Genomic DNA, 15,499 nt, shown 5'->3' with positions numbered 1-15,499 from the left:
GTCAGGGGTGGTGGAACGCGGATCAGCGGGGTTTGAAGATCTGGCCCAGGGACGCGATGGCGTCCCCGGCGATCAGGCCGGCGCCGACCAGGGCCAGGTCCTCCTCGGCCTTCGCGCCCTTGAGGTGGCGGATGACGAGGCGGATGATCAGCGCGCCGAAGATCAGCCAGCACGCGTTGGGCTGGGTCAGCAGCAGGCCGGTGGCGAGCATGATGCCCATCTGCCGGCTCGAGCCGCCGATCAGCTGGATGATCGCGCCCGGGATGGCCCACAGCATCAGGTTGGTCACGGCGTTGGGATTGGTGAGGCCCGCGGTGATGGTGTCGGCGAAGACCTTCGAGACCGGCGGGACCCGCCCGTCGGTGAACATCGGCTGCCACAGCAGCATGACGGCGGCCAGGGCGACGGCGAAGCCGAGGATGGCGGCGTAGTACTGCTGACGGCGTCCCGACATCTCGTAGGCGCGGTACCCGGGGTGCCGCGAATGGACGCGGCGCAGGATCCAGCCGGCCTTCAGGTCGTAGCCCATGTCGGCGAAGGCGGGGCCGGTCGCGGCGCAGTAGCCGACCAGCACGACCAGGGGGACGTCCGGCAGCCCGGCGACCAGGCCGAGCACCAGGAAGATCAGGGTGACGGCGAACGCGGGGAACCAGCCCGAGTGCATCGCGGCGAGGCCGACGATGATCTCGTGGACGAACGCGGCGAAGGCGGCGAACAGCGCCCACCCGATCAGCTGCCAGATCGACATCTCCGCCATCAGGCCGGTGATCACGCCGAGCGCGAGCGCGCCCACGATGAACACCACGAAGCCGCCGCCGAGGCCGGACGCGAGCTCCTGGCGTCCGCGGGTCGGGGCCAGCGCCGGATCGGTGGCGTCCTCGCCGTCGTCCACGGGGGTGGCCTTCCGGCGGCTGGGGCGGTTGAGGAAGATCCACACGGCCTGCCCCAGCGCGACGAGCCCGGCGCCGACCATGAGGCCGTGCGGGATGTACTGGCCCGAGAGCGAGACGTCCTTGAGGGCGGGCACGAGCTTGTAGTACTGGTTCACCATCAGGCCGATGCCCAGCATCAGCAGCGCGACCACGTTGCCGATGAACGCGACGCCGGCGGCGGACGCGGACAGCCCGAACCAGGACATGACGGCGCCGACCACGCCACCGCCGGTGAGCACGGCGGCGCGGCGTCCGCCCTGGTCGCCGGCCTTGATCGTCTCGGCGGCCGCCACCCCGGGCGGCCAGGGAGCGGTCGCGGGCAGGAAGCGGGAGCCGAAGGTGCGGTAGAGCACCCAGGCGTCGATCATCAGGCCCGCCGTGACGCCGGCCAGCATCGGCCAGACGAGGTCGGGGCGGCCGAACGCCCAGCTGATGCCGATCGGCATGAGCAGCGCGTTGGCGGCCGCGAAGGTGGCCGACGAGATGGCGGACTGGGCGAGGTTCTGGCGGTTGATGTCGCGGAACTTGCTCAGTCCGAGGATGCCGATGCGCCCGATGATCATGGCCACCAGCGCGCCGATCACGGACGTGTTGGCCGAGATGCCGAGGGTGGTGATCAGGTGCAGCCCGATCAGCGCACCGACGACGGACAGCAGGATGATCAGGATGAAGGTGATCGGCTCGAAGGCGCTGGGGTGCCGCAGGGGTGCCTGCGTCGTGGTGGTGGGTTCAGTGGTCATGGCCGGCTTTCGGTGTGGCGTCGGGGGAGGGTGGCTCAGGAACCCACGGGTTCCTGGATGGCGGTGGCGGCGTCGCGGACGGCGCGGACGAGATCCTCGCGCCGCTCGCGCATGGACTCCTTGGGGCCCAGGACCGAGACCGACCCGAAGATCCGCTCGTCGAACATCAGGGGGAACGCCACGGACATGACGCGTGGGTCGTACTCGGCCTCCGAGACCGCGTAGCCGTCGCGGCGGACCGCCTCGTGTCGCTCCCGGAGCGCGGCCACGTCGGCGGTGGCCGCGGGCGTCCCGTCGGCGGTGAGCAGGTCGACCGCGCTCACGCCGCGGTGGTGGGCGAAGATCGCGTGGCCGGTCGCGCCCGCGTTGCCGGGGTAGGAGCGGCCGATGGCGGTGTTGTAGCGCAGCAGCCCCGGGCCCTCCACGGCGGCGATGGTGCGGTACCGGAAGCCGTCGGGGACGGCGATGACGACGCTCTCTCCCGTTCGCTGGGACAGGGCGGCCAGGTGGACGTCCCAGCGGTGCCGGACGCCGGGGCTCATCTCCGCCAGGTGGCCGAGCCGGACGGCCGCGGGCCCGAGCGCGTAGCGCCTCGTCGGGGGACCGTGGCGACGAAGCCGTACCGGGTGAGGGTGGCCAGCAGGCGGTGGACCTGCGACTTGTCCAGGTCCAACTCGTTGGCGAGTTCGGTGACGCCCCAGGAGGGGTTCTCCTCGCTGAAGGCGCGCAGCACCTTGAGCGCGCGGCTGACGGTCAGCAGTTCCGTGCCCCCGGCCATGGTTCAGCCCTCGCGGAGAGGGGTCGGCGGGCGGTCGGACGGCGTGCGTCCACACGGCTGCGCCACGGTGGCGCGACTGACAAGCAGATACATGGCGCGCTCCTCGCTCGGGATGGCGGAGAACATAACCCGCCGCGGGTGAGGGAGTCCAGAGTTGTGCCGATATTGGAGACGAGCGTTGCGCATAATGCAACGAAACCGCTTGCTGGGGCGCCCGGCGACCCGTATCCGCCCCTCCGGTGCCGGCGCCCTAGGCTGGGCTCCCGTGGAGGGGCACGCGGTGTTGCTGGTGGGGGTACCGGCGCTGGAGGACTGGGTGCGTGCGCGGACGGCGTTCTACGACCCCGGCTTCGTGTCCGCGGACCCGCGGTTCGCCCACGCGCACATCACCGTGCTGGCGCCCTGTCCGGCGTCGACGGACCTCCTGGAGCAGGTGGCCGCGTCGGTCGCCCCGTTCGACTACGCGCTGGAGCGGCTCGCCGTCTTCCCCGACGGGGTGATCCACCTGGTGCCCGAGCCGGCCGGGCCGTTCGCGGCGCTCACCGCGGCGGCGCGCCGCGCGGCACCCGAGGTCACGCCCTACTGGGGACGCGCCGAGCCGACGCCGCACCTGACCCTCGACCGGCTGGGGGAGCGCGTCACGCTCGCCTCGACGGCGGCGCGGGTGGGACCGCTGCTTCCGGCGGCGGGGCGCGCCGACGAACTCCTGCTGACCTGGTGGGAGTCCGGCGGCTGCCGCGTCCTCGCCCGCGCGCCGCTGCGGGGATGACCGGGTAGGCAAAATCTCGACCCTCGTGAAACGTCCCAAAGAGGGGCTGGGGCCGCTAGGTTGGATCGACGGGTCGTCCACGGCTCGGAACGGGGGACCACCAGATGACCGTGCTGTCGCTGTGCGTGGCGCTGCTCATGCTCACCTTCCTGGGTGGGCTGCAGGCCATGGTGGCGGCGGGCAAGCCGGTCGGCGAGTACACGTGGGGCGGCGAACGGCAACTGCACGGCGACGGTGTCCGCAAGGCCGCCCGGCTCTCCATCGGGGTCTACGTGGTCACGGCGCTCGTCCTGCTCTCGCGGGCGGGTGTCCTGCCGGGCGGGGAATCCTGGCTGGTCGGCACGCTCGCCTGGGTCGTGTTCGCCTACGGCGCGGTCAAGGTCGTCGCGCTCGCGATGTCCCGCAGTCGGCGGCAGCGCCGCCTCATGGTGCCGCTCAGCGTCGTGATGATGCTCGCGGTCCTGTTCATCGCCACCGGCTAGACCGGCGGCAGCGGAACCTCCAGGACGCGGCGTCCGCCCTGATCGGACGCGGCGGCCCGCGCCAGATCGTCCACCCCCACGCGCGCGTGGCGCGCACCGAAGCCGCGGGCGATGCCGGCGATGTCGAGGGTCTGCGGCGTCGCGAAGACCCGTTCGAACGTCGCGCGCGGGGCCGCGGCGTGCTCCAGACCGGCGAAGATCCCGCCGCCATGATCGTCGAGCACGACCACGTCGAGGTCGGGCTCGGGCTCGCGCTCGCCGCGCCCCAGCCCGCCGGCGTCGTGGGCGAAGCTCAGGTCGCCCAGCACCACCGTCACGGCCTCGCCGAGGCCCACGGCCAGCCCGTGCCCGGTCGAGATCAGGCCGTCGATGCCCGCCAGCCCCCGGTTCGCCAGGACGCGCGCGCCGCGCCGCGACCCCGGCGCCACCGCGTCGAACGCGCGCACCGTGTTGGAGGACCCCAGCAGCAGGACGCCCTCGCCGCCCCACAGCGCCAGCGCGGCCCGCTGGATGGGGGAGAGCCCCGGGTCGCCCGGGGCGGCGGCCGCGTCGGCGTCCCGCCAGCGGTCCAGCCACGCCGCGTCGGACGCCGCGGGCGCGGCAGGGGCGACGGCCGGGATGACGGCCGAGGCGCGCCCCATCACGTCGGTCCAGCGTGCGGTGGGGGAGACCACGATCACCTCGAGGTCGGCGCGGCCCAGCAGCGAGGAGACGGTGCGCGACAGCGTGGGGTGCCCGAACACGACCACGCGCTCGGCGTCGGCGGCCAGCCCGGCGCGCAGCAGCGCCTGGTAGCGGACGATCGCGCCGGGCAGCCGGGCGCCCGACGACGGCTCGGCCAGCAGCGGCCAGCCCGCGGCCAGCGCGACCCGGGCGGCGTCCGGGCCGGCCGCGTCGCCGGCGATCGCCAGGGTGCGGCGTCCGGCGGGCACGGGCAGTGCCTCGCCCGCGGGCCGCGCCGCGACCCGGATCGGCTCGGGCGCCGCGGGGACGTCCCAGGGGGACGCGGGCACCAGCGGCTCGGCGAAGCCGACGTTGAGCTGGGCGGGTCCGGGGTCGCGGGTGAGGGTGCCCTCCGCGGCGGCGACGGCCCGGGCGACGTGGCCGCGGATCGAAGCGGGGTTGACCCGGGCGGGCAGTTCGCTGGACCACCGCACGGCCTCGCCGAACATCCCGGACTGGATCGTGGTCTGGTTGGCGCCGGTGTGCCGCCACTCGTGCGGACGGTCGGCGCTGAGCACCAGCAGGGGCAGCCCGGTGTGGGACGCCTCCAGCACCGCCGGATGGAGGTTGGCGACCGCCGTGCCCGACGTCGTGACGACCGCCACCGGGCGCGTCCGGCCCGCCAGCGTCGAGGCCTTGATCAGGCCGAGCGCGAAGAAGCCCGCCGTGCGCTCGTCCAACCGCACGTGCGCGCGCAGCAGGCCGGACGCCTCGGCGTCCGCCGCCGCGTAGGTCAGGGGCGCCGAGCGGGAGCCCGGCGCGACGACGACGTCGCGGACCCCGGCCGCGACCAACTGCAGGATCAGCTCGCGGGCCACCTCGGTCGCGCTCACCGCAGCACCTCGTCCAGGTCGATGGCCGCCAGGTCGGCGACCCGCTCCAGCCGGGCGAGCCAGCGGCTGACCGTGTCCTCGGACGCCGGCGCGAGCGCGTCGGGGGTGACGCGGCCGACGGGCAGCGTCCCGGCCTCGGGCAGCAGCGGGCGCGACGCCACGTCGTGGTCGAACATCGCCACGGTGGCCAGCCCGGAGGCGTACTCGATGCCCGGCAGGGCCGCCGCGAGGGCGACGCCGGCGGCGATGCCGACCGACGACTCCAGCGCCGAGGACACCACCATGGGCAGGCCCAGTTCCTCGACGAGGGCGAGGCAGGCGCGCACGCCGCCCAGCGGCTGCACCTTGATGACCACCACGTCGGCGGCCTCGGCCCGCTTCACCGCGAGCGGGTCCGTGGCCCGGCGGATGGACTCGTCGGCGGCGATCGGGACCCCGACGCTGCGGCGCAGCCGGGCCAGATCGTCCACGGTCGCGACGGGCTGCTCGGCGTACTGCAGGCCGCCGGCGGCGCGGTCGAGGGCGGGGACGGCTGCGCGGGCGTCCTCCAGGGACCAGGCGCCGTTGGCGTCGACCCTGATGTGGCCCTCGGCGCCCAGGGCGGAGCGGACGGCAGCGACCCGGTCGAGGTCCTCGGCGAGGCTCTGGCCGGCCTGGGCCACCTTGACCTTCACCGTCGAGCAGCCGGAACGGCTCACGATCTCGGCGGCGCGCTGCGGCCCGACGGCCGGCACGGTCGCGTTCACCGCCACGCGGTCGCGCACCGGCTCGGGGTAGGGCAGGGTCGCCGCCTCGAGCGCGGCCCGCAGCCACGGGACGCAGGCGGCGTCGTCGTAGTCCCAGAACGGGGAGAACTCGCCCCAGCCCGCCGGACCGCGCAACAGGACGCCGCCGCGCCGGTCCAGCCCCCGGAACCGGTCGCGCAGCGACGTCGCGTAGACCGCGATCACGGCCGGTCCACCGGCGACAGCGCCTCGTACATGGGCAGGAACTTCCGCGCCGTCTCCGCCAGTTCCTCGCTGGGGTCGGACCCGGCGACGATGCCCCCGCCCGCGAACAGGCGGATGCTCCTGCCGTCGTCGGAGACCTGGCCGCAGCGCAGCGCGATCGCGAACTCGCCGTCGCCGTCGGCGTCCAGCCAGCCCACCGGGCCGGCGTAGCGGCCGCGGTCGAAGCCCTCAAGTTCGGCGAGCACCCGCGCGGCCAACTCCGTGGGCGTCCCGCACACCGCCGCGGAGGGGTGCACCACGCCGGCGACCGCCAGCGCGGTGGCGGGCGCATGCAGGTCGCCGGAGATGTCGGTGGCCAGGTGCATGATGCGGGGCAGCCGGATGACGTGCGGGTCCGAGTGCTGCACCGACGCGAGCGTCCCGAGCTTCTCGGCGACCGAGGTGGCCGCGTAGACGTGTTCGGCGTGGTTCTTGCCCGAGGCGGCCAGCCGGGTGGCGGTCACGTCGTCCTCGGCCACGTTCCCCGTCACGGGCGCCGACCCCGCCAGGGCCTGCGAGCGGACGTGGCTGCCCTCGACGGCGACCAGCAACTCGGGGAGGAACCGACCATGCCGTCGACGTGGAAGGTGTAGGACTGCGGGTTCGCCTGCTGCAGGCGGATGAGGAGCGCGGGCACATCCAGGGGGTCGTCGGCGGCCGCCTCCAGGTCGCGCGCCAGCACCACCTTCTCCAGTTCGCCGTCGGCCAGCCGCTCCACAGCGGCGGCGACCGCCTGCCGGAAGCCCTGCCGCGACAGCGTCCCCGGGCGCAGGTCCAACTCCTCGAACTCGGCCCGCTCGCCCAGGGGCGGCAACATCCCGGGGGCGGCGTCGGTGTTCGGCGTCACGGTGAGCACCCCGTCGGCCCAGCGCCCCAGCAGGGCGGGCACGATCAGGACCGACGCGGACGCAGAGTCGTCGGCGAAGGCCGCCGTCACGAAGGCGACCGGCGTGTCCCCGGCGTCCGGCGAGGCCGCGTGGGCGGCGAACGCCGCGTCGAGTTCGGCGAACCGATCGGGGCCCTGCGCGGTCGCGCGGAACGCCTCGCCCCAGCCCAGCAGCGCCCGGCGGCCGCGTCCGGCGCCGGTCGCCCACACCAGCGGCAGGCCGCGGCTGAGCGAGTCCTCCAACGGCTCCTCGATGGTGTGGGCAGCCGGAGATGCGAGCGCGTCGTCGGACGGGTTGGTCACGAGGGGCGAGTCTACCGCCGAGGGCCACCCACCTCCCGATCGCGCGGCCCCGCGGCGGAGCGCGGCCGACCGGCGGCCGCCGCGCTGAGTAGGCTGGCCCACCATGGGCAACCCGTTCGATCCGACCCGCTGGCGCGCCGTCGAGGGCTTCGACTTCACCGACCTCACCTACCACCGGGCGGTGGACGCCGACGGCGGCGACCTGCCCGCGGTGCGGATCGCGTTCGACCGGCCCGAGGTGCGCAACGCGTTCCGCCCGCACACCGTCGACGAGCTCTACCGGGCGCTCGACCACGCCCGGATGACCTCCGACGTCGGCACGGTCATCCTCACCGGCAACGGTCCCTCGCCCAAGGACGGCGGCTGGGCGTTCTGCTCCGGCGGCGACCAGCGGATCCGCGGTCGCGACGGCTACCTCTACGAGACCGACGGCGCGGACCCGCGCGCCGACCGGGCCACCCGGCGGGAGCAGATCGATCCGGCGCGCGCCGGACGCCTCCACATCCTCGAGGTGCAGCGGCTCATCCGCACCATGCCGAAGGTCGTCGTCGCCGTCGTGAGCGGCTGGGCCGCCGGCGGCGGTCACTCCCTCAACGTGGTCTGCGACCTGTCCATCGCCTCGCGGCAGCACGCGAAGTTCATGCAGACCGACGCCAACGTGGGCTCCTTCGACGCCGGCTACGGCTCCGCACTGCTCGCCCGGCAGGCGGGCGACAAGCGCGCCCGCGAGATCTTCTTCCTGGCCCGGGAGTACTCCGCGGACGACGCCGAGCGGTGGGGCGTCGTCAACGAGGTCGCCGACCACGACGACATCGAGTCGCTGGCCCTGGAGTACGCGCGCATCATCGCCACCAAGTCGCCGCAGGCGATCCGGATGCTGAAGTACGCGTTCAACCTCGCCGACGACGGCCTGGCGGGGCAGCAGGTCTTCGCGGGCGAGGCCACGCGGATGGCCTACATGACGGCCGAGGCCCAGGAGGGCCGCGACGCCTTCGTGGAGAAGCGGGAACCCGACTGGTCGGGCCACCCCTACTACTTCTGAGCCGTGGTCGACTACGGCGGTCGCCCCCTGGCCTGGGGGCGCGGCGGGACGGGGGAGCGCTCGGTCCGGGCGCTGTACGGGCACCTGCTGGCCGCGGTGCGGGGCCGCGCCGACGACCCCGGACGCCTCGGCGAGGCCACGTGGGTCATGGCGGCCGACGAGGAGGGCTTCGACGCGGCGGTGCGGCGGCTGGTCCCGGGGCACGCCGCGCCCGAGATCGTGATCGCCACGTCCGGGTCGACCGACGGCCGCGGCCACCTGGTCGGGCTCGGGCTGGACGCGCTGCTCGCGTCCGCCGCGGCGACTCTGGAGCGACTCGGCGGCCCCGGACGCTGGGTCACGTCGCTCCCGGTCCACGGCGTCGCCGGGTTCCAGGTGGTGCTGCGCAGCGCGCTGGCCGGGTTCGAGCCGCGGGTGTACGCCCCGGCGTCCGGCTTCGACGAGGCCCTGCTGGCCGCCGCGCTGGCCGGCACCGAGGGCGAGCGGCGCTACCTGTCGCTCGTCCCGACGCAACTGCACGCGGCGCTGACGTCCGGGACGCGGCTGCTGGCCGCCTTCGACGCCGTGCTGGTCGGCGGGGCCGCGCTCAGCCCGGACCTGGCCGCGCGGGCCGCGGCGGCCGGCGTCCGCGTCGTCACGACCTACGGCTCCACCGAAACCGCCGGCGGCTGCGTCTACGACGGCGTCCCGCTCGCCGGGGTCGGCGTCCGCGTGGTCGACGGGCGGGTGCGGCTCGCCGGGCCCACCCTCGCCGACGCCTACCTGGACCTGTCGCCGGACGCCGCCGGCCAGCCCTTCGTCACCGACGCGGGACGCCGCTGGCTCGTCACCCCCGACGTCGGGCGGCTGGTCGACGGGCGGCTCGTGGTCGAGGGGCGCGCCGACGACGTGCTGATCAGCGGCGGCGCCAACGTCTCGCCGCTGGTCATCGAGGCCGCGCTGGCCGGCCTGGGCGGGGAGTGGCTGGTCGTGGGCGTCCCGGACGACCGCTGGGGCACCTGGTCACGGCCGTCACGACCGACCCGGACGTCGACCTGGCCGCCGTCCGCGCGGCCGCCGACGCCCTGCGCCCGGCCGAGCGCCCGCGCGCGCTGGTCCGGCTGGCGAGCCTCCCGTTGCGCCCCACCGGCAAGCCCGACCGGCGCGAGGCGGCCGCGCTGGCGACGGCGTTGCTCGCCCGGGGCGCGGGGGAGCGCCGCTGAGCCGAGCGGCCGCGGGGTGTTGCGAGGCACCGCAACCGGCGCGGCGTCGCCACCCGCACCGGGTGGCGGACCGCGCAACCCGCCCCAAGTCCGTGCTGATTGAATAGCGGAGCATTACGGTTGGGATGGTCGAGTCGAAGGGGAACGCCATCAGCACCACACCTGCTGTCACCTCGCGGCACCGGCGCGCGCTGTTCGCCGGCACCGTGGGCAACCTCGTGGAGTGGTTCGACTGGTCGGTCTACGCGTTCTTCGTGCCCTACTTCGCCGCCGCGTTCTTCCCGGCCGGCGACCGGTTCGCCCAGGTGCTGTCCGGCTTCCTGGTCTTCGCCATCGGCTTCTTCATGCGCCCGCTCGGCGGCGCGCTGCTCGGCTCCTACAGCGACCGCCACGGCCGCCGGGCGGGCATGACGCTCGGCATCGGCCTGATGGCGGGCGCCAGCCTGGCGATCGCCGTGCTGCCCGGCTACGGCCAGATCGGGATCCTCGCCCCCGTGCTGCTGACCCTGGCCCGCTGCGTCCAGGGGATCTCGGCGGGCGGCGAGTTCGGGGCCTCCTCGGCTTTCCTGGTGGAGAACGCGCCTCCCGGACGCCGCGCGTGGGCCGGGTCGTTCCAGCAGGTGTCGGTGGGCGCGGGCACCTTGCTGGCCTCGATCCTGGCGGCCTTCATGTTCGCCACGCTGCCCGAGGCCGACCTCGCCGCGTGGGGCTGGCGCGTCGCCTTCGGCGTCGGCGCGGTGATGGGGCTGCTGGGCCTGTGGTTGCGGCTCGCGGTCCCCGACACCGAGATCTTCACGCGCACCCGCGACGAGGGGCGGCTGGCCAGCCGGCCGCTGACGCAGGTGCTGCGCGAGCACCCGCGCGCCGCACTGCGCGTCGTCGGGATGGTCGCCGCCGGCACCGCCCTGGTGCAGTTCTGGTTCGTGTCGCTGCCGAGCCTGGTGAACCTCAAGACGGGCGTCGAACTCGCGGACGCCCAACTGGCGGCCATGCTGGGCCTGGCGCTGTTCACGATCCTGCAGCCGGTGTCGGGCTGGCTGTCCGACCGCTTCGGACGCCGCCCCCTGCTGCTGGCGTTCGCGCTGGGCTCGGCGGTCTCGTTCGTCCCGACGCTGGCCACCATCGGCACGACCATGTCGAGCGTGCTGGTCGCCGTGGCCGTCAACGCGATCTTCCTGGCCGCCTACGCCGGCTCCCTGGCCGCGGTGATGGCCGAGCAGTTCCCGGCCGCCGTGCGGACCGCCGGGATCTCGCTGCCCTACGGGATCGCCGTGGCGGTCTTCGGCGGGCTGGCGCCGGTGCTCGCGACCGCGACGCTGCGCGCCGAGGTCTTCTGGGTGTTCGAGGCGGTCATGGTGGCGCTGTGCCTGGTGTCGGCCGTGGTCTTCTGGCGGATGCCCGAGACCTCCGACCGCGGCCGCCCGGCGTCCGCGCCGAGCCCGTAGCCCGCGTCCCTCAGCGGCGTCCGCCCGGGGCGAACCGCCGCAGCCGGGTGGAGTTCGACACCACGAAGACGCTGGACAGGCTCATCGCGAAGCCGGCGATCAGCGGGTTGAGCAGCCCGAACGCCGCCAGCGGGATCGCGGCGATGTTGTAGCCGAACGCCCACACCAGGTTGCCCTTGATGGTGCGCAGGGTGCGGCGCGCCAGCGCGATGGCGTCCGGGATGACGTTGAGGTTCTGCCGCACCAGGATGATGTCGGCCGACTTCAGCGCCACGTCGGTTCCGGAGACGACGGCGAGCCCGAGGTTGGCCGAGGCGAGCGCCGCCGCGTCGTTGATGCCGTCCCCGACCATGGCCACGCGCCGGCCCTCGGCCTGCAGCCGCTCGATGACGGCCGCCTTGTCGGTGGGCAGCACCTCGGCGACCACCTCGTCGACGCCGACCCGGTCGCCGATGAGCCGGGCCGCCACCTCGCGATCGCCGGTCAGCAGCACGGTCCGCAGGCCCATGTCCTTCAGCCGCGCGACGGCCTCGGGCGCGGACTCCTTGAGTTCGTCGGCGACGGTGATCGCCCCCACGCAGCGGCCGGCCACGGCGACGAGCACCGCGTTCGCGGCCACCGCGGACGCGGCCTCGACGGCGGCGAGTGCCTCCTCGGGCACGGCCACGCCGGCCTCGTCGAGCAGCGCGGCGTTGCCCACGAGCACGGGCACGCCGCGCACGGTGCCGGAGGCTCCCCGCCCGGGGACGGCGGTGACGTCGTGGGCGCGCGGCCAGGTGGGGCCGTCCGCGTGGGCCCGCACGACCACGGCGCGGCCCAGCGGGTGCTCGGACTGCTGCTCGACCGCCGCGGCGTCCGCGAGGACGGCCTCCGCGCCGGCGTCGTCGAAGGCGATCACCTCGCCCGCGGTCATCTCGCCGGTGGTCAGCGTGCCGGTCTTGTCCAGCACGACGGTGTCGATGACGCCGGACGCCTCCAGCGCGTCCGGGCCCTTGATGAGGATGCCGAGCTGCCCGCCGCGTCCGACCCCCACCATCAGGGCGGTCGGGGTGGCGAGCCCGAGCGCGCAGGGGCAGGCGATGATCAGGACGCTCAGGGCGGCGCTGAACGCGGCGCGGGGGCCGCCGCCGGCCAGCAGCCAGATGGTGAGCGTCACGACCGAGATCACCAGCACCGTGGGCACGAACCACGACACGACCCGGTCCACCATGGTCTGCACCGCGGCCTTGCGCGCCTGGGCCTGCTCGGCCGTGGCCGCCATCTGCGCGAGCTGGGTGTGGGCGCCGACCCGGTCGGCGGTGACGATGAGCGCGCCGGTGGTGTTGACGGTGCCGCCCAGCACCGTGTCGCCCTCGGTGACCTCCCGCGGGACGGGCTCGCCGGTCATCATCGAGGTGTCGATCGCGGAACTGCCCAGGGCGATGGTGCCGTCGGTGGCGATGCGTTCGCCGGGCCGCACCGAGAACCGGTCCCCGATGGCCAGCTCGCCGATCGGGATGAGTTCCTCGACCCCGTCGCGGATGACCCGCACCGACGTGGGCGCCAGCCTGCTCAGCGCCGACAGGACGCCGCGGGCCGACCGCTTCGAGCGGGCCTCCATGTAGCGCCCGCCCAGCAGGAACGTCGTCACGGCCGCGGCGACCTCGAGGTACAGCGAGTCGGCGCCGGAGGGGGCGATGCCGTACCCGACCCAGAAGCCTTCGTGGTCCTCCGCCCCCAGGATCGTGGAGACCAGCGACCAGGTGAAGGCGGCGAGGATGCCCAGGGAGACCAGCGTGTCCATCGACGTGGAGCCGTGCCGCAGGTTGCGCCAGGCGGCCTTGTGGAACGGCCAGGCGCACCAGAACACCACGGGGATCGCTGCCACGAGCAGCACCCACTGCCAGCCGGGGAACCGCATCTGGGGCGCCAGCGCCAGCACGATGGCGACGTCGCCGAGCGGGACGGTCAGGAGCGCGGCGACGATCAGCCGGTTCCGCAGCATCTTGACCCGGTCGGTGTAGCCCCCGGCCTCCTCGCCCTCGCGGACCTCGGACGCGCCGTAGCCGGCCTTCTCCACGACCGTGACGGCCTCCTCGGCCCGCGCGGGGGGCAGGCCCAGCACGACGGCCCGCTCGGTGGCGTAGTTGACGGTGGCGTGGACGCCGTCCATCTTGTTGAGCTTCTTCTCGATGCGCGACGCGCACGCGGCGCAGGTCATCCCGGAGATGTCGAGTTCGACGCGCTGGTCCAGCGCGCTCGGGGTGGCCTGGGTCTGCGTCATGGCTGGAACTTCCTCAGGTGGGCCTCGCGCTCGGCCTGCCGGTCGCGGCGGGCCAGCTCGGCGAGCATGTCGTTGTAGGCGTCGAAGGAGTCGTCGTCGCCGGACTCCTCGGCGGCGTCCGAGTCGGCCGCCTCCTTGCTGTCGGACCGGAACCACTGCGCGGCCAGGGCCGCGATCACGAGGAACAGCGGCACCTCGCCCAGGAACCACGTCGCCTGACCGGCGATGTTCTGCTCCGCGAGCAGGTCGGGGATCCACGGCGGCGCGATGGTCTGGTAGAACTCGGCGCCGATCAGCGTCCGGCTGGACAGGATGCTGACCGCGAAGATCGCGTGGAACGGCATGATCGAGATCACCAGCGCGAGCTTGAGCAGGTGGGGGAGTTGGCGTCCGGGACGGTCCGAGCCGATGATCTGCTCGAAGAACAGGTAGCCGGTCGCCATGAAGAACAGCAGCATCAGCTGGTGGGCCCAGTGGTACTTCATCAGCCAGCTGAACGCCGGGGTGAAGTACACCATGAACAGGCTGCCGACGTAGAGCAGCCAGGCGACGAGCGGGCTGGTCATGATCTGCCAGGGCCGGGACGCCTCCAGCGCGTCCAGGCCGGCGGCCGCGCCGACGTGGCCGGGCTGCGGATCGGAGGCCGCGCGGATCAGGCTCAGGGGGGCGCCCAGCACGGCGAGCACCGGCACCATCATGTTGACGGTCATGTGCACGACCATGTGCCAGCTGTACTGCACCGTGGAGTACTCCCACAGCCCGGTGACGGCCAGGAACAGGGTCAACAGCCACGCGGCGCACCAGGACACGAGCCGGAGCAGCGGGTAGGGGCGCCCCAGCCGGCGCGCGCGCAGCCAGGCGGTCACGTACCAGGCGATCGCGGCGACGACGATGACGACCCACAGCAGGTTGGGACGCCCCAGGGAGACCAGCCGCTCGATGGTCGGGCCGACCTGCACCTGGTAGCCCAGGTAGTTGATCATCACGGTCTGCGGCTCGAGGAAGCGCGGCGAGGGGACGTGGTTCTCGGCGGTCAGGGCCGCCAGGTACGCGACCCCCAGGACGGCGTCCAGGCCGACCGAGGCACCCGGACGCGCGCCGCGGACCGCCCGCAGGGCCCAGCTCGCCAGCCACAGCACGGCGATCCCGGCCATGACGAGCTGCCACAGCCCGAACGGGGTCGCCGTCGCGGGGACGCCCGCCAACTGCTGCCAGGCGACGACCGCCTGGCCCGCCGCGGCGATCAGGAGCAGCGGGAGTGCCACGCGCTGGTAGCCGCGCGCCGCGGCGGTGGTGCCGGCCAGCCAGCTGCCGACCGCGAGGCTGAGCAGGGGCACCGCGGTGAGGGTGAGGATGACGGCGGCGTCGGTGGCCCAGTCGTGATCGAGCCCGACGGTGACGTTGCCGGTGACCGAGACGAACAGCAGCGCCGAGACCCCGGCCGCCCAGCACAGCGCGAACGTCGCCCAGCGCCGCGACGCGTAGGCGGCGACGACGCAACCCAGCGCCACGGCCGCGGAGTACAGCCACGCGAGCGCGGAGGGGGACGCCCACAGGAAGGTCCACCAGGACGCCGGCGTCAGCGTGGTGTGCAGCCCCACCCCGTTGACGTAGGCCGGGTTAGCGAAGGTGTTCAGCACCGATGCCGCGAACCACACCTGCGCCAGGCGTCCGCCCCAGGCGGCGAACCGGCCGCCGCGCTCGGTGAGCCGGCCGGCGTCGAGGCCGCCGGCGAGGGCGGCGACGAACGCGCCGAGCGCGCCCACGGCGCCCAGCCGGGCGGTCAGGTCGGCCACCAGCGAGATCAGCCCGGTGACGTGATCGGCCTGGAACCGGGCCGGCAGCGGCGGGCGCACCGACAGGTCGAGGCCCACCAGCCACACCGTCACGTAGGCGGCGACGACCGCCGCTGCGAGGGCGAGCAGGAGCCCCGTGCTCAGCACGCGCGGGGCGTGCGACGGGGAGGGCGATGCGCTCACGGAAAACAACCTCGCAACATGGCTCGTCGGGCGGCTACGGATCACTCCCGAGTCTAGTCCGGGCGGTGTGGCGGTCCCGACGTGGGGCGTGGTGCGGGCGCGGCGCGGCGACTAGTCTCCGAGCACGACCGTC

General features: G+C 74.2%; 12 protein-coding genes and 1 pseudogene. 5 read left to right on the top strand and 8 right to left on the bottom strand.

The features are described from left to right. Window positions 1–22: 22 nt before the first annotated feature. The 3 genes from G7070_RS04365 to G7070_RS04355 are packed head-to-tail and all read right to left on the bottom strand — an operon-like array spanning window position 23 to window position 2,450. Window positions 23–1,672, bottom strand: coding sequence for an OPT/YSL family transporter (locus tag G7070_RS04365; protein WP_206079946.1), 1,650 nt, complete (start codon window positions 1,670–1,672; stop codon window positions 23–25). A 35-nt stretch (window positions 1,673–1,707) separates the two neighbouring features. Then, window positions 1,708–2,214, bottom strand: coding sequence for an IclR family transcriptional regulator domain-containing protein (locus G7070_RS04360; protein WP_166232249.1), 507 nt, complete (start codon window positions 2,212–2,214; stop codon window positions 1,708–1,710). After that, window positions 2,211–2,450, bottom strand: coding sequence for a helix-turn-helix domain-containing protein (locus G7070_RS04355; protein ID WP_166232247.1), 240 nt, complete (start codon window positions 2,448–2,450; stop codon window positions 2,211–2,213). The genes G7070_RS04360 and G7070_RS04355 overlap by 4 nt, the downstream gene beginning before the upstream one ends. 265 nt (window positions 2,451–2,715) lie before the next feature. Here G7070_RS04355 and G7070_RS04350 point away from each other — a divergent pair, with 265 nt between their 5' ends. Continuing rightward, on the top strand, window positions 2,716–3,219 hold the full coding sequence (locus G7070_RS04350) for a 2'-5' RNA ligase family protein (RefSeq protein ID WP_246227314.1): 504 nt from the start codon (window positions 2,716–2,718) through the stop codon (window positions 3,217–3,219). Between the two features lie 104 nt (window positions 3,220–3,323). Further along, a complete protein-coding gene (locus G7070_RS04345; RefSeq protein ID WP_166232243.1) occupies window positions 3,324–3,701 on the top strand; it encodes a hypothetical protein in 378 nt (125 codons plus the stop codon). On the opposite strand, the gene menD is transcribed toward G7070_RS04345, so the two are convergent. The 3 genes and pseudogenes from menD to G7070_RS04330 all read right to left on the bottom strand — a co-directional run bounded on the left by menD (window position 3,698) and on the right by G7070_RS04330 (window position 7,063). After that, on the bottom strand, window positions 3,698–5,257 hold the full coding sequence (gene menD / locus G7070_RS04340) for a 2-succinyl-5-enolpyruvyl-6-hydroxy-3-cyclohexene-1-carboxylic-acid synthase (protein ID WP_166232241.1): 1,560 nt from the start codon (window positions 5,255–5,257) through the stop codon (window positions 3,698–3,700). The genes G7070_RS04345 and menD overlap by 4 nt on opposite strands. Beyond that, the gene (locus tag G7070_RS04335) at window positions 5,254–6,207 is read right to left on the bottom strand and encodes an o-succinylbenzoate synthase (protein WP_348981484.1); all 954 of its coding nucleotides are present in this window, start codon (window positions 6,205–6,207) and stop codon (window positions 5,254–5,256) included. The genes menD and G7070_RS04335 overlap by 4 nt, the downstream gene beginning before the upstream one ends. Next, window positions 6,204–7,063: pseudogene (locus G7070_RS04330) on the bottom strand (isochorismate synthase). Before G7070_RS04330 ends, G7070_RS04335 begins: the two are co-directional and overlap by 4 nt. A gap of 475 nt (window positions 7,064–7,538) precedes the next feature. Here G7070_RS04330 and G7070_RS04320 point away from each other — a divergent pair. From G7070_RS04320 to G7070_RS04310, 3 genes are read left to right on the top strand one after another with little or no spacing between them, the layout of a single operon-like run. Beyond that, complete coding sequence (locus G7070_RS04320; protein ID WP_166232235.1) at window positions 7,539–8,477, top strand: 1,4-dihydroxy-2-naphthoyl-CoA synthase; 939 nt, start codon at window positions 7,539–7,541, stop codon at window positions 8,475–8,477. 3 nt (window positions 8,478–8,480) lie between these two features. After that, window positions 8,481–9,782, top strand: a complete 1,302-nt coding sequence (locus G7070_RS04315) for an AMP-binding protein (RefSeq protein WP_206079945.1) — start codon at window positions 8,481–8,483, stop codon at window positions 9,780–9,782. 22 nt (window positions 9,783–9,804) lie between these two features. Next, on the top strand, window positions 9,805–11,124 hold the full coding sequence (locus G7070_RS04310; RefSeq protein ID WP_166232233.1) for an MFS transporter: 1,320 nt from the start codon (window positions 9,805–9,807) through the stop codon (window positions 11,122–11,124). A gap of 10 nt (window positions 11,125–11,134) precedes the next feature. Here the strand turns inward: G7070_RS04310 and G7070_RS04305 are convergent, their stop codons facing one another. Together G7070_RS04305 and G7070_RS04300 are read right to left on the bottom strand one after the other, a co-directional pair. After that, window positions 11,135–13,387, bottom strand: coding sequence for a heavy metal translocating P-type ATPase (locus G7070_RS04305; RefSeq protein WP_166232231.1), 2,253 nt, complete (start codon window positions 13,385–13,387; stop codon window positions 11,135–11,137). Next, window positions 13,384–15,366, bottom strand: a complete 1,983-nt coding sequence (locus G7070_RS04300; RefSeq protein ID WP_166232229.1) for a cytochrome c oxidase assembly protein — start codon at window positions 15,364–15,366, stop codon at window positions 13,384–13,386. Before G7070_RS04300 ends, G7070_RS04305 begins: the two co-directional genes overlap by 4 nt. Between the last annotated feature and the right edge of the window lie 133 nt (window positions 15,367–15,499).

Source organism: Propioniciclava coleopterorum (assembly GCF_011393335.1).
Lineage (GTDB): Bacteria > Actinomycetota > Actinomycetes > Propionibacteriales > Propionibacteriaceae > Propioniciclava > Propioniciclava coleopterorum.
The sequence above is the reverse complement of the archived record's forward strand: the minus strand, read 5'-3'. Positions and strand labels throughout refer to the sequence as shown.

Excerpts from the sequence above, each read along its gene's own strand:
- G7070_RS04365 (WP_206079946.1), bottom strand. The coding sequence starts at position 1,672 with ATGACCACTGAACCCACCACCACGACGCAGGCACCCCTGCGGCACCCC.
- G7070_RS04360 (WP_166232249.1), bottom strand. The coding sequence starts at position 2,214 with ATGAGCCCCGGCGTCCGGCACCGCTGGGACGTCCACCTGGCCGCCCTG.
- G7070_RS04355 (WP_166232247.1), bottom strand. The coding sequence starts at position 2,450 with ATGGCCGGGGGCACGGAACTGCTGACCGTCAGCCGCGCGCTCAAGGTG.
- G7070_RS04345 (WP_166232243.1), top strand. The coding sequence starts at position 3,324 with ATGACCGTGCTGTCGCTGTGCGTGGCGCTGCTCATGCTCACCTTCCTG.
- G7070_RS04320 (WP_166232235.1), top strand. The coding sequence starts at position 7,539 with ATGGGCAACCCGTTCGATCCGACCCGCTGGCGCGCCGTCGAGGGCTTC.
- G7070_RS04310 (WP_166232233.1), top strand. The coding sequence starts at position 9,805 with ATGGTCGAGTCGAAGGGGAACGCCATCAGCACCACACCTGCTGTCACC.
- G7070_RS04305 (WP_166232231.1), bottom strand. The coding sequence starts at position 13,387 with ATGACGCAGACCCAGGCCACCCCGAGCGCGCTGGACCAGCGCGTCGAA.